Raw genomic sequence first — 24107 nt, forward strand, 5'->3', positions numbered from 1 at the left:
GATTGAAATTCATCAATGCGACGATTTATGGATTCGGAAAATGGGTCGATTATTCGATTGACTTCACGAAGGAACTCGCAATTATCTATGGTGAGAATGAATCTGGGAAATCAACAATTCAGCGTTTTATCGTATTTATGTTATTTGGTTTACCACCAAAGCAGCGTTCTTTCTATCAGCCAAAAGATAGCGGGAAAATGGGAGGAAGACTGACGGTATATGATGCTGACATCGGAGAATATACGATTGAGCGCCAGGATGCGGTGAGAAATGGAGCGGCAATCTGCTATACCGAGAATGGGGAAGAATATGATCAGGCATGGCTGCAGGAAAGACTAAGTGGGATGACACTTCAAACGTATCAGTCGATTTTCTCATTTTCAGCAATCGATTTAAGTGCAATTAAAGAAATGAAGGAAGCAGACTTGAGCGATATGCTTTTAAGTATTGGTTTGACGGGATCCGCTACGATACATAATCTGGAGAAGCAGTTAGAAAGCAAGATGGTAGAATTATTTAGGCCAACAGGGAAGAAACCTGCGATTAATAAGCAATTGGAAGCATTAGACGCACGAATGCATGCATTACGAAGCTTTCAATCGAATGAGGAAACTTACCGCGATAAGAAAATCATGATTGAGCAATTAACAGAGCAGATGGAACAGTTGCAAACATCCTTACAAGATGAGAAAGCCAAACGATATAGCATCGAAAGACAACAGCAGGCATTGCCGATTATAAATGATTATCAAAAGTATGTAGCAACATTTGCTTCCTATCCAGAGGAAATCACTTTTCCAGAGAAAGGGATTGAACGTTTAGAAAAAGTAAAAGAAGCGATGCTTCCATTACAAAGTCAACAAGCAGTATTAGAGGGAAATGAGATGCAACATAAGCAGTTGCTTCAGCAGCTCGAACAAGAAAGATCAGAAGCTATATATCAAGCTGCACAGGAGATTTTAGCGGATAGAGAATCTGTCTTAGCATATGGCAAAGCGTTAGAGGATACCGAAGCCAATCTTCAAAAATTGACTGCACAAATAGAAGCGGAAATAAACCGGTTGAATATTGGCATCACTCAGGAGGAAGTCACGCAATTCTCATTCCCATTTCATGTTGAGAATACATGGATAGAACTAAAAAATAATGTAAATCAGCTCATCGGCGAAAAAGAGCAGCTACATTTAGAAGAAATTCAGTTGAAACAAGAACGAAACTATATATTAAACCAACTCCAAATGCTTGAAGGTGAGCGCTTATCTGAAGAAAGGGTTCATGAACTACAGCACATCATTCATTCGCATAAAGAAAACGACTTAATACAAAAGTTACGAACCGACTCAAATATAAAACGACAAGAATGGCAGCGGACGAAGAAAGTGAGGACAAAGAAAATGAACCATCTCCTCTTTGTCTGTGTTGTTCTTGCATGTTTAGCGGCAGTGACTGGAGTTATCACGGATAGTGTGTGGCCCATGTATGTCATGCTTACTTTCCTTCTTATTGGTGGTTTACAATGGGGATTTAGAAAGTATACGATGAAGGAAATCGAGCAGCTGATGAATGGCGAAAGCGATTCATCTGAAAGTGGGCAGCATACAGAAGAAGAAAGAGTAGAGACAGAACAGCTACTATCGATGCACCACAATGCTCTAAGAGAGATCGAATCACTTGAAGCTAAGGCTAAGGAAAATGAAATCAACCGTTTGAAATTTGCTAATCGAAGGCGTGCATTTGAGGATAAGGAAGCAAGATTCCGTAATCGTATCGAGGATGAATATGTGGCCTATCCATTTCTTAGACAAGTTAAAATTGCCTATTGGCCAGAGCTCTTTCATAGCTTGAAGCATCTGTTTAATATGGTAAGGGAATATGGACAAGCAGAAGAGAAGCATATACAACTAAATGATAATCTGCATAAGTTTGAAGATGAAGTCGATCAATTTTTTGCGGAAAATAATTGGGAAATGAAAACTAATTATACATTACGAACGAAACTTGAAATCTTGGAGTCCTTTATAGAAAGCGAACAAGAAATAGCAAGGCAGATGAAACAGTATTATCATATACTTAAAGAAAATGATGAGAAACAACAGGAGATGCTACAAAAACTAGCAACCTATGAAAAGGAAATTGAGATATTATTTGAAGTTTCTGGAGTAAAGACGGAAGAAGCCTTCTATCAAAAGGCTGCACAACGCAAAGAAAAGGCAGAAATCGAGCGGTTAATCGAAAGGACGATCAATCAACTACAACTAATCTTCTCAAAGCAAGCATGGAAACAATATGCTGAAGACAATCAGGATGTACACACACTAGAAGTAGAACGAGTGAGGACGAATGAAAGAATCAAACATATCGAGCAAGAAATAGATACTGCACGCAAGGAACTAGCAGCGATCCAGGCATCGATCGCAATTATGGAATCGTCTGAATCCTATTCCGATAGCATCTATCATTTTGAGATGGAGAAGGAACAGCTGAATAAACTAGCAAAAGAATGGTCGATATTAAAGATTGCAAAGGAAATGCTTGTTGAGACAAAACAAGCATACCGCAATAAATATTTGCCGAAAGTAATCGAGAAGACCTCGCTCTACTTCCAAGAATTAACAGGGAACACGTATCGGCGCGTATATGCACCAAATGATGACAAGCCGTTTCAGGTAGAACAGGAGAGTGGAATTCGCTTTTCGATTCATGAGCTATCACAAGGGACAATCGATCAATTATATGTTGCCCTGAGACTTGCAACAAGTTTGATTTTAAGTGAAAACCATCGGCTGCCATTTATTATTGATGACGCATTTGTCCATTTTGATTCGGTACGAACGAAGCGAATGATGCGGATCATTGAAGCCATTGCGGCAGAACAGCAGGTAATTGTCTTTACGTGCAAACAGGAAGTTGTGAAAGCCTCTGACGTAACTACAATGATTCCGTTATCTAAAATAAGCTGAACCCTGCTTAGTAGCTGTGGTATGCATGATTGATGTTCGCATTTCCTCGCAAATAGTGATAAACTATTTGCAAATTATAATTAGGTGGAGGGCACCAAATTGCCAGACAACAAAGAAAAAGAAAACTGGGATTTATATGAAGAAACCATTGACAGGTTTATCCAAGTAATTGCAAAAAACATGAACTTATATGGGATCACACCATCGATTGGACGATTATACGGTGTCTTATATTTTTCGGAAGATCCAATGACATTAGATGATATGCGTGAAGCATTATCGATGAGCAAAACAAGTATGTCAACAGGTGTACGCACACTATCTGATATGAAAATGGTGGAATCTACTTTTAAAAAAGGTATTCGCAAAGATCTTTATCAATCGGAAGAGGATTGGTATAAATCCTTTACTTCATTATTTGGCAACCGTTGGCGGAAGCAGACTGAAACGAATATTGATGAAGCGGAAGAATCGATTGAGAAGCTGGAGCATTTACTTCAGGAAACAGAGGATGAACAATTAAAGAACAGAATAAAGCAGGATTTAGAGAAACTTCATTATGCTAAAAATTATTATGATTGGTTAATGAAATTTATCACGGTTATGGCATCGGGAGAAATCTTTAACTATATACCTAAAAATCAATAATTGGATACCGAATTGAAATCGACAAGCACTGTAGCTTGATTGCTATTAATTTCAATTCCACTATAGGGAGGGGAAAAGGATGAAGAAAGGCATAGGTTATACATCGATTGGTGAAACCTTCGATGATTTTATATTAATCAAGGATGCAACAAAGGGTACAGCAAGTAATGGGAAAGCATTTCTAACGTTGATATTAAGAGATGCTACGGGAGAAATTGAAGCTAAGCTTTGGGATGTATCGAAAGAGGATGAAGAATTATTCGTACCCGAGCAAATTATCAAAGTAACTGGTGACGTAAATCAATTTCGTGGAAGGTTACAGCTTAAAATTATCTCTATTCGACCTGCGCAAGTTACAGATGGTGTCCAGGTTTCTGACTTTATTGAGAAAGCCCCGATTGATAAGGAGGTTTTATCTGAGAAGCTAACGGAAGCGGTATTTGAAATGGAAAACCCAACGATACAACGGATTGTTCGGGCTTTTATTAAAAAATATCAAGAAGAGCTACTCGTATACCCTGCTGCAACTAGAAACCATCATGCATACTCATCTGGTCTGGCACACCATATTGTTAGCATGCTGCAAATTGCTAGGGAGTTACATAAGCTATATCCGCAAATAAATAAGGATCTATTATATGCAGGAATTATCTTGCATGATATTGGCAAAATTAAAGAGCTATCAGGAATTGTTTCCACTAGCTATACGTTGGAAGGGAAACTACTTGGTCATATTCCAATTATGGTTGAGGAAATCGGGATGATGGCAAAAGATTTAAAAATTGAAGGAGAAGAAGTATTAATTCTCCAACATTTGGTGTTAAGCCATCATGGGAAAGCAGAGTGGGGCAGTCCGACACCACCACTCGTTCGTGAGGCAGAACTCTTACACTTCATTGATTTAATTGATGCAAAAATGAATATGCTAAATTCGGCATTAAATAAAGTGAAACCAGGCGAGTTTACAGAACGATTATTTGCGATGGATAATCGAGCATTCTATAAACCAACCTTCGAAGAAAACTAACCAACAGTGATAATTTTCATCCTTTGTTCATATAGTTTAGTATAGATAGTTGGACAAGGAGGCTAGAGAATGATTGCTGGAATGCCTTGGTGGGTTATCGTTGTTGTTGCATTAATTTTTGTCAGTGCATATATGTCATTTAAGGCAAGAGTTGCTGAAAGTAGATTGGAACAACAATTCATTGAACGTGAGGGAAGAATCTACATTGAACGGATTGAAAGTGAACGGGAAGCAAGAGAAAATAGAAAAAGGGAAATATCGAATTAATATTTCGCTTGGAACGAATACTGATAGAATTTAGTGTAATAGATAATGAGTTATGAACCGCTGGACCTAATGAAAATTAAGTCCAGCGGTTCTTTTATAATTAATTGCATAATTTAAATAAACTGCGAGCTAGTTGAAGTGATGGGTGCTCTCAGGCAAGTCGCTCCAGAAATACACTACGCTTTCCGCGGGAACAACGAAGATGCTGAGACCGAGATCTTTCTAGGTACTTAGTTCGAGCTTCATAAAGAGAAAATTATATCTCGAATTAGCAATATATAAGGATAATATGAATATAAATACCTAAACTAGTATTTATACCTAATCATTCTCCTACTTTTAGCTGATACTAGCACACTGTTTAATATGTTAGAATAATTACAGTTTTGAGAAATGGGGGGAGAAATTTTGAGAAAGTTAATCATGTTACTTACTACAATGATAGTAACCGCACTGATTTTAAGTGCCTGTGGAAGTGAAAAGGAAAAAGAACCAGCAAATGCTTCGGAAGCGGATAATAAAGAAAAGGTAACGCAGGCAGAGGAAGAACCAGAAGAAGAGCTGGCTGAAGAACTAGAAGAAGTAAAAGAGGATTCGGAAGATCAGGCTGATGAGATTAGTAGTACGGAGGTAGCTACAACTGTTTTCTCAGAACTAATATCATATATGGAAAAAGAAACGGAGGGTACAGCGAACGTGATGTTTGAAAATGCTGAACCTCAAATACATACAATGGAAGATGTATCGGTTTCGCTAGATGCATATACATTAGTTGAACTAAATGATTTCCATACCGATTTCAGTATTCCATTTAATGATGAGACAGATGGCGGTGTTATCATGGCCCAGTATACTGTGACAAATAATAAGGACGTGGATGTATATTACATGCCTGCATTATATATGTCCTTTACGGGTGCACCAAAGGATTATAATAATTATCGCGATTTATTACCTCTTGAGGGACAACTACCTACAATGTTAGCGCCAGAAAATGATTATTTATTGAAAGCCGGCGAATCTGTTACAGGGTATTATACTTATCCATTTGGTAAAGAGGATTTAACTACTGTTTTAGATGTTTCTACTGCAACGGTGGCGGTTCCAGAACCACTATTAGAAAAAGGGGACCTCAGTACTTCATTCGGGAAAGCTGGTAAGTTCACATTAAGCTTAAATGAAGCTGGTGCTGAAAAGGTTGCTGCTAATGCTGCATTTTATCAAGATAGAGTAACAGCAGAAGATATGGGTGAAAAAACGATGCTGGAAGAAGCTGATGATATTAATAAAAGTGAAGCTATAGGAGATGTTAATGTTACTCTTGATGGCTATCAATTCACAGAGTTTACTCCTAATGAAGTAGAAGCTCCACGATTTGAGAATTTTACAAATGGAATTGTACTTTTAACCGTGAAGTTTAATTTAGATAATAAAGGATCAGAAGCAATTGGTTTAACTTCTACGCCTTCAAGGTTAACGGTGAATGATGGTGCACAGTATATGCTGGAGGAAGGAATGCTTCTTGACTATAGCTACGATGATTTAATTGAAGCAGGGAAATCTGGGGAGTTATTGCAAATATATACTTTGGATAAGGAACAATACGATAAGATTTGGAAAGATAAAGCGTTTGAAATAGAAATTGGACCTTTTAAAAATCAAGATGCGAAAGATATCTCAAAAGGAAAAACAGCTAATTTTGAACTATAAGCTACCAAAAAATAAGAGGCCGTCCATTGGACGGCCTCTTATTTTTCAATTATTACTCTGCTTTTTCATCAGTATTTGCTTTCTCGCTAGTATCTGAGCTTTCAGCATCTTTTGCTGCATCATCTTCAGTAGTAGTATCTTTATCAGTTTCTACTTTTTCAGCAGGTTTAAATAAATCTTTAAATTCTGCGATTTTTACATCAACATTTGCATCTTCAATTAAGCCTGTTACTTTTTCTTGTAGTTGTGTTTGATCTACTTTACCAGCAACTAGCTCACGACGAAGTTCATCTTTTACATCTTCGAATTTGCCAATGCTCTCTTCTTTTTCACGAACGTCATTTACTTTAATAATATGGAAACCGTGTTGTGTTTGAACAGGATCACTGATGTCTCCAGGCTTCATACTAAATGCCGCGTCTTCAAATTCAGGAACCATTTGTCCTGTAGAGAAATAACCTAAGTTACCGCCATCCTCAGCTGTGCCATCTGTTGAATATTCTGCAGCAAGTTCAGCAAAATCTCCGCCTTTATCAAGCTTTGCTTTTACTTCTTTTGCTGTTTCTTCATCTGCAACTAGTATATGGGATGCATCTACTTCTTTATTCTTCTTATCATATAGTTCTTGTAGTTCTTCATCCGTTACTTCAACATCCTCAGCTGCTGCTTGTTCTTGTAGAAGAGATATCTTGATAATATTACGTAATGTATCTTCATCACCAAATTGTTGTGTGATTAACATATCATACTGTTCACCGTACATATCTTTCATAGCTTGGATTTCTTTATCGATATCTTCTTCTTTTACTTCATAATTATCTTCTAATACTTTTACGGTAACCATTTCTTGAAGCATGCCTTCACCGTATCTTGTTTTTAATTCATTATAAAATTCATCCTGCGTTATATTTCCAGCACTTGTTTCGACGACAACTTCGTCATTTGAACTACAAGCACCTAAAGTTAATACACTTGCTGATAACGCTGCAGCGATAATTAGTTTCTTCATCCATTAACACTCCTAATCTGTTTCGTACTTCTATTTTCACACTGATTAATATACCATACTTTAATATAAAATAAATAGTCAGATACTGTTTTCCTTAAAAATACCTTTATTCTGCCACATTCTCTTATAAAACTTGAATATCACCTGCTATTACACGGCAATCTAAGTTGCCCTGATTCGTCAAGAAAGTTTTTCTACTTGTTAACTGCCAACAAAAAAAGATCTGAAATACTCCAGATCCTTAGTTAGTCTTCATTAATATATCCAGCCCATCATGCCCCTTTTCGATATAGGCAGTCTTTGGAGCTTGGATAATTTGCTTGATATACCAAAAGTCGATAAAAGAAATACCGATATGGAGACAGGTAACAAGCAAAATATATACATAGTAGTCTGAAAAGTAGAAACTTGAAATAAGACCTGGTAAAGTTAAGAAAATCGTCGGTGAAATTGCTACGATAATGGCTGTTTTCTTTGTTAAAAACGATTTTACATAATAGTTAATCGGTAATCCGATTACTTTTGATTGATTGAAAGTAAGTTTTACTCGTTTCTTCATTACAATTAATGGTAGAATATGCATAGACATATGCAATAATGGTAACATGCAAAGTGTGATAATAAATGGTATGGTTCCAGCTTCGTCCACATAATGTACCCCATGAATAATGGAGTATGGGACGTAGAGCAGCATAAAAGTTAAGATAGCTACTAATGATGATGAAATAAATAGACGATTATGTCCAAATTCTTTTGTTGAGCTTACTGATTTCCAGCAATTCATGACGATCCTCCACGAAAATTTATGAAATATAATAATGCCACTTGAAGAATAATAGTCCGTTTGCGAGTAAAAATCAATAGCTTTTTCAATAATTACGTGTAAAATTTAGTACATATATAGAATAGGTTCACTGCAGCAAGAAATAAAGCGTTTTACAACGAGATTAATAAACTAATTTAGGTTTTTTGGGGGGATTGGATTGAAAGAAATAAAGAAAAATGATCCAACTTCATTTCATATTCATTTACTTTCTAAAATTATTGATATGGACGAGTATCCATTTATCAAGTTAATCATCGAGAATAATATTACATTTGAAGAATATAAAGAATTGATGGCATTTCTACATAAATTAAATAGGGAATTTGCAGAACAGAAAGAAGAAGGGCTCATGGATTTCACGATTCTACTCGTTCGCTTTGCGGGAATGTTGAATGAAAAGTTAAATCCGGATCAAACCATTGAGGCATTAAAAAAAGAAGGGTACTTTCCTTCTTTAATGGATACTTTTATTGAAATTATTGAACGTGATGAGTCAAAATATAAACGAGGATAAAAGATTATTTGTTTATATTTTGATTCATTTCATTAAATAGCTTCTCTATTTGTGTATGAAAATAGAGAATATTATCCAAGCGATTGATTAACTGTTTTTGTTCGCTGGTAATAGAATTCTCTTTGCATTCTACTTCAATCTGTTGTTTAATATCTTCGAGACCATCATGCTGCTGATTTGTCGCTTCAAGCCATCTACTAATATAGGAATTCATAAATGTCTTGAATAATTGTGAATTTGCTTTATATAAATCCTTCCTTATTCCCTTCCTCCATACGCGTGTAACAAGATTTAGCTCCGAAAGACTTCGGATATTTGTACTCATGGAAGTCTTGCTCTTCCCTAATGCTTCACTCATTTCATCCAATGTTAAGGCCTCTCCTGAAAGATAGAGGTAGGTAAATAAACGTGCCTCTAGAGGAGTTAACCCAAACATTTCTATTGTCTTAGAAAATTCAATGATTATTGTGTCTGTTATGTTTGTATTGTCTGGTGTAACCATAGTATCCTCCCAATCTTATCTATATTAAGAGTACACTAATTCTTATTTTAATAAAAATGGACAATTAAGCCGAATAGTGGAGCATTTGTGAGGAAATCAAAGGATGACGTATGTATTTTACGTACAGTTCAAACTGTACGTAAAATACATACGTATATGACCGAATATAAAGTTTGAAATTAATATATACAAAGTTTACACTTATGAAGTGGATTGTTTATCCCGGTTATCACATTTGAAAATAATAATCAAAGAGGTGAAAAAATGTGGCAGTAATAGAAGTAAAAAATCTAACAAAAGTATTTGGGAAAAATACGAAGCAAGCGCTAAGGCTTCTTGATAAAGGCTTAACAAAGGAAGCCATATTAAAAGAAACAGGAAATAGTGTTGGGGTTAATCGGGCCACATTTAGTGTTAAAGAAGGCGAGATATTTGTCATAATGGGCTTGTCTGGAAGCGGTAAATCAACCTTGATTCGCTTGATTAATCGATTAATTGAACCAACAGAGGGAAGTATTTTAATCGATGGTGAAGATTTATCAAAAATGGATAAAAAAGCACTTCGTAATGTTCGAAGACAAAAATTGAGTATGGTATTCCAGCAATTTGCTTTGTTCCCACATCGAACAATCCAAGAAAACGCGGAATACGGATTGGAAATACAAGGTGTTCCAAAAGAAGAACGGCAGAAGAAGGCGAAAGAAGCACTGGAGTTAGTTGGACTAGGTGGTTACCTTAATCAGAAGCCAGGTCAACTTTCAGGAGGAATGCAACAACGTGTAGGACTTGCACGAGCATTAGCAAATGATCCAAAAATATTATTAATGGATGAGGCATTTTCTGCGTTAGATCCGCTTATTCGCAAAGATATGCAAGATGAACTCCTCGATTTACAATCAACAATGCAAAAAACAATTCTATTTATTTCTCATGATTTAGATGAGGCATTGCGTCTTGGTGATCGCATTGCTTTGATGAAGGATGGTGTCATCGTTCAGATTGGTACACCAGAAGAAATTCTTGTTAACCCGGCAAATGATTATGTGGAGAAGTTTGTGGAAGATGTTGATCGTTCGAAAATCTTAACGGCACAGCACATTATGAAGCGTCCAGAGGCAATCTATATTGAAAAGCACGGACCACGTGTTGCATTGGAAAGAATGCGTGAGACTGGGATATCAAGCATTTTTGTTATTGATAATAGACGTAATTTACAGGGGTATATTACGGCAGATGATGCTTCAAATGCAATCAAAAATGACATTAGTGATTTGAAAAAAATTATAAAAACAGATATTCCAAAGGTGGAAAAGGATACAGCACTACATGATATTTTTGCAATTATTCATGACTCGCAAGTTCCAGTTGCTGTTGTTGAAAATGGTAAACTTCTGGGAATTATTGTACGTGGCGCTGTCATTGCAGCACTTTCTGGAGACGGTGAGGTGAATTTAGAAAATGCTTGATAACTTATTAGATTTCGTACCAAAGATACCAATCGCTGAGGCGACAAAAAGCACCACAAGATGGTTAACAGATACGTTTGCATTTTTATTTGATCCAATTAAGGAATACTTTGGTTACTTTATGGAATTTGTCTCAGAGGATTTACTAATGAACATTCCACCCGTTATTTTTATCTTGATTGTTGCTATTCTTGCATTCTTAATAACTGGAAAGAAATTTGGATTAGCAGCCTTTTCTATTGTAGGGCTTTGGCTGATTTATAATCAAGGTCACTGGGAAGATTTAATGAATACTGTAACACTCGTAATTCTAGCGAGTTTATTATCGATAATTATCGGTGTTCCAATAGGCATCTTAATGTCGAAAAGTAAGATAGCAAATGCGATCATAACGCCGATTTTAGATTTTATGCAAACCATGCCTGCATTTGTATATTTAATTCCCGCGGTTGCGTTTTTTGGAATTGGTATGGTACCAGGGGTATTTGCATCCTTAATTTTTGCAACGCCACCGACAGTGAGATTTACGAACTTAGGTATTCGCCAAGTATCGAAGGATTTAGTTGAAGCGGCGGATGCATTTGGTAGTACAGGTACTCAGAAATTATTCAAGGTTGAACTGCCAATGGCAGGACCGACGATCATGGCTGGAATAAATCAGACGGTAATGCTTGCGTTATCGATGGTTGTAATTGCGTCAATGATCGGTGCACCAGGTCTAGGAAAAGAAGTTCTATCATCCTTACAACGTGCACAAGTAGGACCAGGTTTCGTTGCTGGTATAGGAATTGTAATATTGGCGATTATTATTGATCGCTTTACACAAAATTTGAATAAGAAGAAAAACTAATGATTGGTAATTTCCTAAAGGAAAATTCTAATATAAATAATTTATTGAAGGGGAGATTGATTGTATGTTTAAGTTCAATCGGAAATATGTGGCATTGATAACAGGTCTGTTATTGATTTTGTTTATTGCAGCTTGTGGATCAAATGAGGAATCAGACTCAAGAAGTGGTGAAGATGCTGTAGCAGATAATCAAGAAATAACATTAGCGTACGTTGAATGGGATACAGAGCGAGCTTCTACACATGTAGTAGGTAAAGTATTGGAAGATTTAGGATATGACGTTAAAGTAACACCTTTAGATAATGCTGTCATGTGGGAAGCTGTAGCAAGTGGTGAAGCGGATGGAATGGTTGCAGCTTGGATGCCAGGTACACATGCTGCTCAATTTGAGGAGTATGGTGACCGTGTAGTTGACCTGGGAGAGAATTTAGAAGGTGCTAAAATTGGATTAGTAGTTCCATCCTATATGAACGTAAATTCAATTGCTGATTTAACGGATGAAGCAGATATGACGATTACTGGAATTGAACCAGGTGCTGGTGTTGTTGCAGGAGCAGAACGCGCAGTTGAAGAGTATGACAATCTAGAAGGATGGACAGTCCAAACTTCTTCGGGTGGTGCGATGACAACTGCTTTAGGTGAAGCGTACGACAATGAGGAAGAAATTATTGTCACTGGATGGAATCCACATTGGAAATTCCAAAAATACGATTTAAAATATCTAGAAGATCCTAAAGGTACATTTGGTGAAGAAGAAGTTATTAAAACAATGGTTCGTGAAGGTTTAAAAGAGGATATGCCTGAAGCATATCAAGTGCTAGATAACTTCTATTGGACACCGGAAGAAATGGAAGAAGTTATGACAGCTATTCAAGACGGTGCAGATCCTATAGATGCGGCAGCAACTTGGGTTGAGGAAAATCCAGAACGTGTTGCTGAATGGACGGAAGGCGTTAAATAAGTTAGAAATCACAACAAACAGAGCTTTCTCAAAATGAGAAAGCTCTGTTTGTTTATCTTATTGTTTCTTTACCTTTTCCTCTAAATCTTTAATACTTGTTTCAATTTGCTCTAGGTATTTATGAATATTTTCCTGGTGGGGTTCAACGGTATCTTTCCAATCTTCCACTGATTTTCTAATATCTTGCGTAAGCTCCTTAATTAGGACAGCTCCTTCTTTTGAGCTTTCTCTAAATTGCATTTTGAGTCGCAATCCGTTTGCTTTTAAGTTGGTTAGTAAATGTTTGAGTTCCAATCCTTGAACTTTAACTTGGTCACGAACAGTTCTTCCAGATGAAGGCGCACTTAATAATGTAACTGCTGCACTAACTGTTCCCCCAACGACAAGACCTAACACGAATGATTTTGCTTTTACCATAATGTATTCGCTCCTTTCTATACTCTTATTATACCCTTTCTCTTTTCAGCTTACGAGTAAACATCTTTCAATTTGTAAAATTTTTCACAAATTACGCAAACTGGAAGAAAGGAAGGCAGAAAATAATCCTCTGACAGTGTGGTGCCAGAGGATTATCTGTAATAACATATCAGGTTTAATGTTAAGATATAGTAACTAAATTGGTTCGTTTGATAATCCCTTGGATAATTGGATAAATCACAACCATAATAACCGTGTTTAATGCTGCGGCAGGTAGGATAGCCGTTACGAATAATGCAATAAATCCACCCTCACCTAAACTAGCAATAAACGATAAGACAAAAGCAAATATGGAACCACTTATGATCGTACCAATAAAGGTTAATATAGGAGCACTAATAGCCGTGTTTACTTTTTTCTGTACTAATAAAAATAATGCCATGATAACAAAGGCTGTAATTGGTTTATCAATGATATTCGCAATTTGACCACCTGGAGCACTAGTTGTAAGTGCAGAAATTATCCCAGATACTAGTGATAGAAGTAAAACATATTTTGCTTTAGGAAATAGGAAAATACCGATAAACATCATGGACAGTAGTAGGTCTGGTTTTACTCCAGCAATTGATAATCCTGGGATTGCAGCATGCAAGATGGTGCCAATTCCCACCAATAACGATAAAATAATTAAAACTCTAATCTTCATTTCTACCTCTCCTCATCTCAAGCTCAGCTTTTAATTCCCAACTGTACACTCATTGTCAGCTGCGGAATACTAAAATCATTATAACAGATTTCATCGAAAATAAAAAGTGGTAATTTTCAGATAGATATATAACTTCAGAAGCTTTTTGATTTGCTAGGATATCTGAATAAAACCTCTCCGTTATCTGAAAGCTAACATGAGGTGATAATTTTGAAGAAGTTAGCAGCAATACTTATGGCAGGTTTGTTTTTGTTTGTCACTAACCCTGTAGTATACGCAAAAACAATCAATGAAGCGGATACTGAATTAACGGAAACACTAAAATATGCACTAATAAGCAGTCTCCGAAAACCAGTAAATAAAGCAGTCAGTGAAATCTATAGAGGTGATAAAAATGCACCAGATGGTCTTACTTGGGCTGCATATGACACGGATATCATGGAAATAAAACAAGTATTTGGGGTTGGCGGATTGTATAAGATCAAGTTAAAGGTTCATCCATATTATGGTGCACATAATATGGATGGGGAGGATGAAGTTGTTGTCAATACAGATGGAAAGCTATTGAGCTATAGGCATCTGAAAACATATACTAAACATTAACATATTAAAAGCGTGTTTTTGAACAGAAAATTATCAAAAACACGCTTTTCTATTTGTTGTTTACAAGGAAACTGAAAAAATAATATGATTATTTGATATTAGCATGAATCTCTTTCGCGATTTGTTGTAGATCTTCTGATGTGTATTCATCCGTATGTGTCGTCCAATTTGGTGTGTAGCCATCGCTATCTCCGTAACGCGGGATTAAATGAACATGCAGATGGAATACAGATTGCTCTGCCGCTTTCTCATTGTTATTCAGTAAGTTCATTCCAAGAGGTTTATATGTATCTTTAATTGCATTGGCAATCACTGGAATTCGGGAAAATAGCTCCTTTGCTACTTCAGGTGATGTTTCGTAAATATTCTTTGTATGGGTTTTTGGAACCACAAGCGTATGTCCTTTTGTAACTTGAGTTAAATCAAGAAATGCTAACACTTCTTCATCCTCATAGACCTTTGCTGATGGTAACTCTCCATTAATAATTTTGCAAAAAACACAATCCTCGTGACTCATTGCTCACCACTCCTCATTTTATTTTTTAATGTAACTCAATTGTATAAAGGAATAGGGGTGAATGTAAAGCCTTTCGATGTATGTCATACTAAAACGCTCTATACCATTTAAGAATGCTTAAATAACTTTTTATAATTAAGAAGCAGGTCTAGCTCGCAATGATGCGAACTAGCCTGCTTTGAGAAGACGAGGGTGCCTGCAAGCTAATGTGGGGACTGTAAACCATTTCGTTATCGCAACGAGCTGGTTTACAAAAACCTTTTTGTCAGCATCTCATTTGAGATGAGACGGGTTCTGGCAAAAGGGTTTTATTTGTCATTAGTATGCCAACACTAACACCTCATTTTGTGTTTTATCCACTAAATTCAGAGTGAATTACCGAAGTCTAACACCTCATTTTGTGTGAATTTACACGAAATTACATTAGATATTCGATCACTAACACCTCATTTATGTTTGACACAGAATTTTTTGTAGTGAGGCATCCCTGCGTCTTCAAAATTATTATGTGTAGATGTTAAAGATTTATACACATTTATTTTAAAAAAATTATTTTTAATTTATTATCGCCTTTTCAGTTGTACTCGTGTATGGAAAAACTATCAACCAAATGTTGCATAATAAATAAAATTTGTAATAAAACCGCAAAAAATGTTGTCGAAAGTTTCAGATGGAGTATACTTTGGCTTTCAGACCCTAGAAATGGTAAAATTAAACGATAATGAGGAGGTAACCTGATGGAAACATTGTTACATATAGATAATCTTTATGGCGGATATACACACAAAAACGTGTTGCACGGAATTTCATTCGATGTGTATCCAAAGGAAATCGTCGGTCTTATTGGCTTAAATGGAGCAGGTAAGAGTACAACAATCAAACATATTATCGGTCTAATGCAAGCAAAAAAAGGTACAGTCTCCGTAAATGGAAAAACATTCCAAGAAAATCCAAATAACTATCGAAATCAAATAGCTTATATTCCAGAAATGCCAATCCTATATGATGAGCTAACCCTTGAGGAGCATCTTCGCCTAACTGCAATGGCATATGGAATATCTGAAGTGCTTTTTGAAAAACGGTTGCCACCACTTTTGAAAGAGTTTCGCATGGAGAAAAAACTAAATTGGTTTCCGGTGCATTTTTCAAAAGGGATGCGGCAGAAGGTGATGATTATGTGTGCGTTCTTAATTGAACCACCATTATATATTGTCGATGAGCCATTTGTTGGCTTGGATCCATTAGGGATTCAGTCGTATTTGAATTTAATGGAAGGAATGAAAGAAAAAGGTTCTGGTGTACTAATGTCTACCCATATATTGGCGACTGCAGAACGTTATTGTGATCGTTTCATCATTTTACATGATGGGGAAATTCGAGCCATGGGAACGCTTGGAGAATTACGTACAAGCTTTAACATGCCTAACGCAACATTGGATGATCTATATTTGCAGCTAACTAAGGAAGATAGCCATGTTTAATTCACATGAATTTTATAAAAAACGATTGTCTGCACATATGAAAGAATTAGGACGCTATATGCGCTATATCTTAAATGGTCATATGGTTGTCGTTATGTTCTTTCTAATCTCTGCAACTGCATTTTATTACCAACAATGGCTTGAACAGCTCCCAGACAACTTTCCAACCGCACTTGTAATCGGAGTTTCATTAGGACTACTAATAAGCTATAGCCCAGTACGAACATTACTTCAAGAGCCAGATTTAGTATTCATTATCGTTGCGGAGGATAAGATGAATGCCTATTTCCGTAATTCCATTATTTATAGCTTTGTTGTCCAGCTTTATTTAATACTATTATTAGTTGCAGCATTCAGTCCACTATACTTTGCGGCTTTTCCTGAACGAACTGGAATGGGATACTTGCTCATACTTGCAATTATGCTCTTATTTAAAGTCGGAAATTTAATTGCAAATTGGTGGATGCTCAAGGTAAGGGAAACGAGAATTAGACAAATTGATTTATTTGCACGGACCGTATTAAATATTGCTATTTTTTATTTCATTATTCAAGGTAGTTTACTATTTGCCGGCATTATTACTGTTTTATTCGTGTTGTTATTTCTGTATGATTTCTCTACATCTAATAAGCAAGCAGGAATAGCGTGGGACTTACTTGTGGAGAAGGATCAGAATCGAATGCAATCCTTCTATCGTTTCGCCAATATGTTTGCGGAAGTGCCACATCTAAGAAATCGAACAAAGAAACGACAGTGGCTTGTTTCACTAATATCCAACCGCATTCCATTTGCTAAAAAGCATACGTATGATTTTCTTTTTCGAATAGCGTTTATTCGTAGTGGTGATTATTTAGGTATGTATATTCGATTAATCATAATTGGTGGGGTGTTCATTTATCTGATACCAAATGAATGGATGAAGGTGCTATTTGGTCTGTTATTTATCTATTTAAGTAGCTTCCAAATGATGCCATTATATCAGCATTTCCGAACGAATATATGGTTGGATCTTTATCCAGTTGATTCAGCGACAAAAAGGGATGCAGTACTGAAAATCATCCATCAGTTAAGTATCGTACACGTTATCATCTATGCGCTGCTATTTATCGTGATCCAGGAATACTTGGGATTTGTTGTTTTCATTGTTGCTGGATGCTTGTTTAGTATTGCCTTTATCAATGGCTACATTAAATCAAAGTTAGTATGAAACACATTTTATTAGTCAACAAAAAGGGCAGCCAATTCGGCTGCCCTTTTAAAGAGGGGAGGTATTATAATATCCTATTCAATTCCTGTGACAGCAGAGATCACGTCCAGCTCCAGCGCCTGTTTTCCTAGCGAGACTTCCCTCGCTTCCGCTTTTGCATTAAGCAAATCTGGGATCAGCAAGTAAACGTTCAACTTCTTCTTTGTGATGTGTTTCATCTGAAATCAAATCCTCTAGTTTAACCTTGAGCTCTGTAAGCCCTAGGTCTTCTGCTTGTTTCATCCGTTCTTCATAGCGTTTAATTGTGCTTGATTCAGACTCAAGCACCGCTTCTAATAACTCTTTTACATCCATTGGTTGAGGAACCTTCGCTGATTCAGTTGTAGGTACCCCGCCAAGGGATTTAATTTTTTCGGATAAATATAGCGCGTGTCCAAGCTCATCTGTAATTTCGTCTTCAAAAAACGGTTTTAATGCGGAACGATACAGACCAGATACGACAGATGCGCTATATGTATACTGTATTGCTGCACCATATTCATGTGCTAAATCGACATTAAGTCCTTCTATCAGCTTTTCTAAATCTTTTTCCATTAATAATCCCGCCTTAAGTGTGATATTTAGTATACTTATACAATACCCGTCAATCCCCATTTCAAAACCATAAATTAGATGAAATATAATAATTTAAATTCAAACTCGGTCTGAAGGCGGAGGAAGAAGCAATCTATGGATGGTTTTCGACTATTGCAATGAAAGCTATACTAATAATAGGTATCACTTACCTCTAGAAATCTCCTCACGAAAGGATGAAGGAATTGAAAAATGCATTTCGTTATTTTATTGCAATCGTTTTGATTATATTCGGTGCAATGCTTGTTTTAGCAAATATCGGTATGGTCGATTTTGAAATAGGAATTGCTTGGCAATATATGTATCCAACCTTTTTCGTAGTGATAGGCTTAAAATGGCTCGTTGACTATCTTTTGAAAAAAGGTGGTACCTGGATTGGAGGATCATTCTTATTGATCTTCGGAACATTGTTATTACTTGATCGATTTGAAGTAATCACCTTTAGCTTCTGGGATGTGTATAAATTATGGCCATTATTAATTGTTTATATTGGTTTTATGATGTTCGGCCGCGGTTCTAACATCGTAATTGAATATGAGTCTGATAACAAACACAAAAAGAAAAAGACCTATCATGGTTCTACTTTCTCAATCGGTAATCATGAATTTAATGAACAAAACTGGAAAGTTGAACCTATGAATTTAAAAAATCTTGCAGGGGAATATTACTTTGATTTTTCGAAAGCATTCATCCCAGAGAAGAGAATCCCTTTTGCGATACATTCATTGGCTGGGGATGTGAATATTATTATACCTGAAAATGTAGCATTTCGAGTGGATGCAACGGTGAGTGCAGGAGAAATTATGATACTCAATCAATCTGCTGATGGAATTAATCGATCGCTTACGTATGAAACCGAAAATTATGAGAATGCGGTTCAGAAATTAGACTTTAATATTCGACTTAAAGCTGGATCAGTCCGAATAAACCAAGTGTGAGGGGGTTAATAATCGATGGGGAAAGCTAGATTTTCAAGTGTTCGCTATAGTTTTATCCGTTCGCATTTGTATGGATTATTTCTAACAACGGTAACATTACTCTCGATACTATTAACCGTCCATGTCTTGTTTAGTCCAAGCTGGCTTACGGCCCAAAGTATTTTTCTCTTCATGGCGCTATATATTGTATTAGCAGCAATTATTTCACTTTATACTGGATTTAAATCAAGTAGCACGATGAAACAGCGACTGGATGCTATGTCCGTATTAATTGCCCAGTATGCGAATGGCAACTATGAAACGACCATTCACTTTATGGAAAATGATGAGCTAAGTCGTATTGCTAATGAATTGAATGAGCTAGGGACAAAGCTGCAGAACCAAGTAAGATCTTTACAACGGATGGCGGATGAAAAGGCCGATTTTGCAAAGTCAGCACATAAAGCAGCTGTCATAGAAGAAAGGCAGCGAATTGCAAGGGATTTACATGATGCTGTGAGCCAGCAGCTTTTCGCATTAACGATGATGGCAGAAGCAGCAACGAAGCAGTTTGATAAAAAACCAGAACTAGCAAAAAGGCAAATCGAGGACGTGTCGGTTGCAGCATTACAAGCGCAAACAGAAATGCGTGCACTATTATTACACTTACGTCCGGTTCATTTATCTGGTGATACATTAAAAGAAGGGGTTGAAAAGCTGGTTGTAGAGCTAGAGAGGAAAAGCCCGATCGACTTTAGGCTAGCGATTGAAGATGAATTAACCCTATCAGATACAATCGAAGAGCATGTTTTTCGTATTATTCAAGAATCACTGTCCAATATTTTACGACATGCGAATGCTTCTATAGTTGACTTAACTATAATGAAGCGGGCGAAGGAATTATTCCTTCATATTCGCGATAATGGCAACGGCTTTGATGTAACAAAGGATTCAACAAGGAAAACATCATATGGGTTAAAGACAATGCAAGAACGAAGTGAAGAACTAGGTGGTACGTTTATCGTTCGGTCGAGTTATGATGAGGGTACATATATCGATATTAGAATTCCATGTTAGGGGGAGAAGTCAATGATTCGTGTTATCGTAGTTGATGATCATGAAATTGTTCGAAAGGGAATTATCGCATACTTACAGACAGAGGATGAATTTGACATCGTTGGGGAAGCGGCGAGTGGCAATGAAGGTGCGGAGCTTATATTACAATTGAAGCCCGATGTTGTCTTAATGGATTTAATGATGGAGAATGGGAATGGTATTGAAGCGACAAAGCAGGTAATGGAACAGCTCCCATCTTGTAAAATAATCATTTTGACAAGCTATTATGATGACGAGCAAGTTTTTCCGGCGATTCAAGCAGGGGCATTCAGTTATTTATTAAAAACCTCTTCTGCGACGGAAATTGCCGATGCGATTAAGAAAGCGGCAGTCGGAGAAAATGTGATTGAACCAAAAGTAGCAGGAAAAATGATGACTAGTTTTCGTTCTGAAAATAAGAAGGCGCATGATACATTAACAGAACGTGAATTGGAAGTCTTGCTGTGCATTGGTAACGGAATGACGAATCAAGAAATTAGTGAGAAATTATATATCGGTATTAAAACAGTGAAAACACATGTCAGTAATATACTTTCAAAGCTTGATGTACATGACCGGACACAGGCAGCAGTTTATGTTCATCGGAACCAGCTTTTGTAAATTTTATGTAATTTGTAGCCTTTGTTCGCTAAATTGTCAAATTCAAGTTTCGATTTGGAGTAAACTTATTTGTGTTTCCTTTCCAGCGTTTGTATAATTACAAATGTAAATAAAGAAGAGAGGATACTTATACATGGGAAAAATAAGTAAGAAAGCGGAAAACCTATTAATGCTGATCTGGGCTCAAGCCTTTATTGCGATGGCAGGCAGCCTGTTTTATTCAGAAGTGATGGGCTATGTTCCCTGTGAACTTTGCTGGTATCAACGTATTCTAATGTATCCATTGGTTGTAATTTACGGCTTTGCAGCGATTAAAAAGGAAATCAATATTGCGTTACCAGGACTTATTTTAAGTGGAATAGGCATGCTTGTTTCTACATATCATTACTTAATCCAAAAAGTACCAGCATTTCAAGAAGTGGGTGGCTCTTGTGTTGGTGGCGTTCCATGTAATGTTGTTTATGTGAACTATTTTGGCTTCGTTACAATCCCATTCCTAGCTGGAGTAGCATTTATCGTAATTTTCGTCTTACATCTTCTTTTACTAAGCGAACAGAGAAAGAACAGAGGAGGAAACAATTAATGGGTAAGAAAATGATCATTTTTATCGGTGCAATCGTTGTACTATTTGTTGCACTATTCTTCGTAATAGATTATAAGAACAATCAGAAATTAGAAGGTAGCAACAATCCTTATGGCACGACAGATTTAAAACAGGAAACAATCGATCAGCTTGATGATCCAAACTACGGAAATCAAATTCTTCCAGATGAATTAAATGAAAAGATTACGAGTGGCGATGCAGTAACGGTTTATTTCTATAGCCCAACATGTGTATATTGCCAGCAAACAACACCATATTTAGTACCATTAGCAGAAGACAATGGAGTTGATATGAAGAAATTTAATTTATGGGAGTTCGGTGATAAGTCACCAGTAGTCATCGAATCTACGCCTACATTAGTTTACTTTGAAGGTGGACAAGAGGTCTCTCGAATTGTTGGACAACAGCCAGAGAGCGAGTTCCAGGCATTCTTTGATGAGTTTGTGTTGAAATAAGATGATTTAGAGGTGCCTGTCACTTCTCGAAGTTTGTCGAATGAAAGCGAGCGGGATATTGGTGAGTTTTACCAATATATCAACGTATTTCCGAATATATCTGTATTTTCTAGTCCGACGCTGAAATAGACCACTTTTAGAATGAACAAACCGTATGAAATTTGGGTAATGATCCCTTAATTTCATACGGTTTTATTATGCGTTCATTATCTGTTATTCGAACAAAGATTCAACTTCAAAATAATCCAACAACGGCACTATTCTACCTTCCTGATCCCATTTACGATATTGCTCAAACACAGACATTACATTATTGTTAGCCCGTACCTCGACTAAATGCTTTACAGCCAGATAACTGCGCCAATAATCAAACATAATACTGGATAGACTGCCCACATAAGAGTTGCTGCCAAAGTCTTCTAGAGAATGATTTCCGTACTTGTCTTTGAAAGCATTCACTAATTCCATTTCTACAGCTGTTATCTCGGCAAATTCCTCCTCACTAAGTAGCAATTTTCTTGGTAAATAAAAGCACATTCCTTCCTCAAACCAGATACCATCTTCACGCCTATCGTCAAATTCGTCTAAAAACAGGTCAGAATGATGGGTTAATTCATGTGCTAAGATGATAAATACTTCATTTTCAGAATAATGCTCGTAAAAGTGTTGTACATTTGGCAGCTGCTTTCCTTCTAATTGCTGCAGGAAAAGTTTTCGCCAAGAGGTTACATCTGGTGATATATAAATTAAATCTTTATTTGTGTATGCCGGTATTTGAATATTAGAAAAAGTAGTAGTTGCCAGTTCTGGTGTAGTCCAGACTACACCTTTAGGTAAATCTTTCAATTCATATTGCTCTTCCAATATTTTTTGGTAATTCTTCAGCTTATTACTAAACTGCTCGATGATCTCTTCATATTTGATAAAATCTTCTTTTTGCTCAAATGCATATATTTGTTTCAATTATGAGTGCAGCTCCTTTGTAAACGAGTTGGTAAGAATTTTAACTAACATATAGTCAGCAGTCCACTTTTGTGTCGATACAATCAAATTCTCTCCTTGTTTTTCAAAGAAGAGTCCACTTCCATCTTTTTGTTTGAAAACCCAATCGTTTTGATTAAGCATTTCCTTTATAATTTTATCAGCTGCGGCAGTATTTCGTTCGTGTATAATATACCATTCGTTACCGTTTTCGCTCGATAATTTAGCGATTTCCTTATCAGAATTATTCACTATTTCTATTACTTCTTTTTTGCTCATATTTACTTTTGGCAGGGAAGGATAGTAGAGTTTGTTGTAGAATATGAAGACCCCAACAAAGATGATTATCAATCCGGTAGCTAACAAAAGCTTTTTCATAACACACCTCCAATTTACAATCTTTCAAGAACATCATATATGGAATATTCGACAATTATTCCTAAATACCTTCATACTCTCTTGTACAGCAATCTTTACAGTTATAACGTTGACGTTCTAAATCTTTTAAAACGACTTTTATGAGGTGTTTTCCGAAACAACTACTTTCTTGGATGAATAATGAGGAAAATTATTACCATTAACTATACATAAGAAAAGAAGACGATTATACAAACAATCGTCTTGTCCATGTTTCTTAAATGCAATATTTATTCCATTTCATCGAGGACATCTCCAATGACGTCAGAGAGTATCTTTGGCTCCTTTATATTCTTCTTCTAAAGTATTATCGACACCGCCAATTTGAATTAACAATGTGTTTGGGAATAAATCCTGATTGTATATACCTCTATCTGGACCTTCAGTCATTCTGATACCACTTGAAACACCTGGATATTTATTTTTTAATATTTCGTGGAAAATTTCAGATTCGGTACGATTTCCTAAAAAATAAATCAAAAATTTATACACGTCCAAATAATGTAGCTCATAGATTTGTTCAATATCTAACTCATTTGTTTCTGCCAAAGCCATTCCTCCTTTTTGCGGTTACTTATTAATCGAATGAGCAAGGAAAAAGGTTACAATTTATGTATGGATATTTCGAATAATTATGAATTGGCTTATAATACTAGTATAAAGCATTACGGAGCAAGAGATTATAATAATTAATTATCAATTATTATAAAAAA

General features: G+C 36.3%; 27 protein-coding genes. 17 read left to right on the top strand and 10 right to left on the bottom strand.

The window, feature by feature from the left end:
• The first annotated feature begins 2 nt into the window (after window positions 1-2).
• The 5 genes from CWR48_RS11410 to CWR48_RS11430 all read left to right on the top strand — a co-directional run bounded on the left by CWR48_RS11410 (window position 3) and on the right by CWR48_RS11430 (window position 6612).
• Window positions 3-2960: an ATP-binding protein gene (locus tag CWR48_RS11410; RefSeq protein WP_115773362.1), complete on the top strand. Its 2958-nt coding sequence runs from the start codon at window positions 3-5 to the stop codon at window positions 2958-2960.
• Between the two features lie 99 nt (window positions 2961-3059).
• Entirely contained in the window at window positions 3060-3608 is a 549-nt protein-coding gene (locus CWR48_RS11415) for a GbsR/MarR family transcriptional regulator (RefSeq protein ID WP_115773363.1), read from the top strand.
• Between the two features lie 79 nt (window positions 3609-3687).
• Window positions 3688-4635 (top strand): 3'-5' exoribonuclease YhaM, encoded by a 948-nt coding sequence (yhaM, locus tag CWR48_RS11420; RefSeq protein WP_115773364.1) that lies wholly within the window; start codon window positions 3688-3690, stop codon window positions 4633-4635.
• Window positions 4636-4704: 69 nt separating this feature from the next.
• On the top strand, window positions 4705-4902 hold the full coding sequence (locus CWR48_RS11425) for a sporulation YhaL family protein (RefSeq protein ID WP_115773365.1): 198 nt from the start codon (window positions 4705-4707) through the stop codon (window positions 4900-4902).
• Window positions 4903-5307: 405 nt separating this feature from the next.
• Window positions 5308-6612 (top strand): DUF5068 domain-containing protein, encoded by a 1305-nt coding sequence (locus tag CWR48_RS11430; RefSeq protein WP_115773684.1) that lies wholly within the window; start codon window positions 5308-5310, stop codon window positions 6610-6612.
• A gap of 52 nt (window positions 6613-6664) precedes the next feature.
• Here the strand turns inward: CWR48_RS11430 and CWR48_RS11435 are convergent, their stop codons facing one another.
• Complete coding sequence (locus CWR48_RS11435; RefSeq protein WP_115773366.1) at window positions 6665-7621, bottom strand: peptidylprolyl isomerase; 957 nt, start codon at window positions 7619-7621, stop codon at window positions 6665-6667.
• Window positions 7622-7862: 241 nt separating this feature from the next.
• Window positions 7863-8405 (bottom strand): DUF3267 domain-containing protein, encoded by a 543-nt coding sequence (locus tag CWR48_RS11440; RefSeq protein WP_115773367.1) that lies wholly within the window; start codon window positions 8403-8405, stop codon window positions 7863-7865.
• 199 nt (window positions 8406-8604) lie between these two features.
• Here CWR48_RS11440 and CWR48_RS11445 point away from each other — a divergent pair, with 199 nt between their 5' ends.
• Complete coding sequence (locus CWR48_RS11445; RefSeq protein WP_245976788.1) at window positions 8605-8961, top strand: DUF1878 family protein; 357 nt, start codon at window positions 8605-8607, stop codon at window positions 8959-8961.
• Window positions 8962-8965: 4 nt separating this feature from the next.
• Here CWR48_RS11445 and CWR48_RS11450 read toward each other — a convergent pair whose 3' ends face one another.
• Window positions 8966-9463, bottom strand: a complete 498-nt coding sequence (locus CWR48_RS11450; RefSeq protein ID WP_115773368.1) for a GbsR/MarR family transcriptional regulator — start codon at window positions 9461-9463, stop codon at window positions 8966-8968.
• 266 nt (window positions 9464-9729) lie between these two features.
• Between CWR48_RS11450 and CWR48_RS11455 the strand changes: the two genes are divergently transcribed.
• From CWR48_RS11455 to CWR48_RS11465, 3 genes are all read left to right on the top strand, one after another.
• Window positions 9730-10929, top strand: a complete 1200-nt coding sequence (locus CWR48_RS11455) for a quaternary amine ABC transporter ATP-binding protein (protein WP_115773369.1) — start codon at window positions 9730-9732, stop codon at window positions 10927-10929.
• Window positions 10922-11779 (top strand): ABC transporter permease, encoded by an 858-nt coding sequence (locus tag CWR48_RS11460; RefSeq protein WP_115773370.1) that lies wholly within the window; start codon window positions 10922-10924, stop codon window positions 11777-11779. The genes CWR48_RS11455 and CWR48_RS11460 overlap by 8 nt, the downstream gene beginning before the upstream one ends.
• 64 nt (window positions 11780-11843) lie before the next feature.
• Complete coding sequence (locus CWR48_RS11465; protein ID WP_115773371.1) at window positions 11844-12740, top strand: glycine betaine ABC transporter substrate-binding protein; 897 nt, start codon at window positions 11844-11846, stop codon at window positions 12738-12740.
• A 57-nt stretch (window positions 12741-12797) separates the two neighbouring features.
• On the opposite strand, the gene CWR48_RS11470 is transcribed toward CWR48_RS11465, so the two are convergent.
• Window positions 12798-13157 carry a YtxH domain-containing protein gene (locus tag CWR48_RS11470; RefSeq protein WP_115773372.1) on the bottom strand — a complete coding sequence of 120 codons (360 nt, stop codon included), beginning with the start codon at window positions 13155-13157 and terminating at the stop codon, window positions 12798-12800.
• A gap of 181 nt (window positions 13158-13338) precedes the next feature.
• Window positions 13339-13863: a tryptophan transporter gene (locus CWR48_RS11475; protein ID WP_115773373.1), complete on the bottom strand. Its 525-nt coding sequence runs from the start codon at window positions 13861-13863 to the stop codon at window positions 13339-13341.
• 210 nt (window positions 13864-14073) lie between these two features.
• Here CWR48_RS11475 and CWR48_RS11480 point away from each other — a divergent pair, with 210 nt between their 5' ends.
• On the top strand, window positions 14074-14466 hold the full coding sequence (locus tag CWR48_RS11480; protein WP_115773374.1) for a DUF3888 domain-containing protein: 393 nt from the start codon (window positions 14074-14076) through the stop codon (window positions 14464-14466).
• 88 nt (window positions 14467-14554) lie between these two features.
• Here CWR48_RS11480 and CWR48_RS11485 read toward each other — a convergent pair whose 3' ends face one another.
• Window positions 14555-14983 (bottom strand): HIT family protein, encoded by a 429-nt coding sequence (locus CWR48_RS11485; protein ID WP_115773375.1) that lies wholly within the window; start codon window positions 14981-14983, stop codon window positions 14555-14557.
• A 737-nt stretch (window positions 14984-15720) separates the two neighbouring features.
• Here CWR48_RS11485 and CWR48_RS11490 point away from each other — a divergent pair.
• Both CWR48_RS11490 and CWR48_RS11495 read left to right on the top strand, forming a co-directional pair.
• Window positions 15721-16464 (top strand): ABC transporter ATP-binding protein, encoded by a 744-nt coding sequence (locus CWR48_RS11490; RefSeq protein ID WP_115773376.1) that lies wholly within the window; start codon window positions 15721-15723, stop codon window positions 16462-16464.
• Window positions 16457-17671 carry an ABC transporter permease gene (locus tag CWR48_RS11495; protein ID WP_115773377.1) on the top strand — a complete coding sequence of 405 codons (1215 nt, stop codon included), beginning with the start codon at window positions 16457-16459 and terminating at the stop codon, window positions 17669-17671. Before CWR48_RS11490 ends, CWR48_RS11495 begins: the two co-directional genes overlap by 8 nt.
• A 159-nt stretch (window positions 17672-17830) precedes the next feature.
• Here CWR48_RS11495 and CWR48_RS11500 read toward each other — a convergent pair whose 3' ends face one another.
• Window positions 17831-18265, bottom strand: coding sequence for a ferritin-like domain-containing protein (locus CWR48_RS11500; protein WP_115773378.1), 435 nt, complete (start codon window positions 18263-18265; stop codon window positions 17831-17833).
• 215 nt (window positions 18266-18480) lie between these two features.
• Here CWR48_RS11500 and liaF point away from each other — a divergent pair, with 215 nt between their 5' ends.
• The 5 genes from liaF (at window position 18481) to CWR48_RS11525 (ending at window position 21996) form a co-directional block, all read left to right on the top strand.
• Complete coding sequence (gene liaF, locus CWR48_RS11505; protein ID WP_245976789.1) at window positions 18481-19242, top strand: cell wall-active antibiotics response protein LiaF; 762 nt, start codon at window positions 18481-18483, stop codon at window positions 19240-19242.
• A 15-nt stretch (window positions 19243-19257) separates the two neighbouring features.
• The gene (locus CWR48_RS11510; protein WP_115773380.1) at window positions 19258-20298 is read left to right on the top strand and encodes a sensor histidine kinase; all 1041 of its coding nucleotides are present in this window, start codon (window positions 19258-19260) and stop codon (window positions 20296-20298) included.
• A 12-nt stretch (window positions 20299-20310) separates the two neighbouring features.
• Window positions 20311-20937 (top strand): response regulator, encoded by a 627-nt coding sequence (locus CWR48_RS11515; protein ID WP_115773381.1) that lies wholly within the window; start codon window positions 20311-20313, stop codon window positions 20935-20937.
• A gap of 133 nt (window positions 20938-21070) precedes the next feature.
• Entirely contained in the window at window positions 21071-21520 is a 450-nt protein-coding gene (locus tag CWR48_RS11520) for a disulfide oxidoreductase (protein WP_115773382.1), read from the top strand.
• Entirely contained in the window at window positions 21520-21996 is a 477-nt protein-coding gene (locus CWR48_RS11525; RefSeq protein ID WP_115773383.1) for a thioredoxin family protein, read from the top strand. Before CWR48_RS11520 ends, CWR48_RS11525 begins: the two co-directional genes overlap by 1 nt.
• A 213-nt stretch (window positions 21997-22209) precedes the next feature.
• Here CWR48_RS11525 and CWR48_RS11530 read toward each other — a convergent pair whose 3' ends face one another.
• The 3 genes from CWR48_RS11530 to CWR48_RS11540 form a co-directional block, all read right to left on the bottom strand.
• Complete coding sequence (locus CWR48_RS11530; protein WP_115773384.1) at window positions 22210-22959, bottom strand: hypothetical protein; 750 nt, start codon at window positions 22957-22959, stop codon at window positions 22210-22212.
• Window positions 22960-23355 carry a hypothetical protein gene (locus CWR48_RS11535; RefSeq protein WP_115773385.1) on the bottom strand — a complete coding sequence of 132 codons (396 nt, stop codon included), beginning with the start codon at window positions 23353-23355 and terminating at the stop codon, window positions 22960-22962.
• 303 nt (window positions 23356-23658) lie between these two features.
• Complete coding sequence (locus CWR48_RS11540; RefSeq protein ID WP_245976790.1) at window positions 23659-23943, bottom strand: stage II sporulation protein P; 285 nt, start codon at window positions 23941-23943, stop codon at window positions 23659-23661.
• Window positions 23944-24107 lie beyond the last annotated feature (164 nt).

Origin of the sequence: Oceanobacillus arenosus (assembly GCF_003369575.1) — a bacterium.
GTDB lineage: Bacteria > Bacillota > Bacilli > Bacillales > Amphibacillaceae > Oceanobacillus > Oceanobacillus arenosus.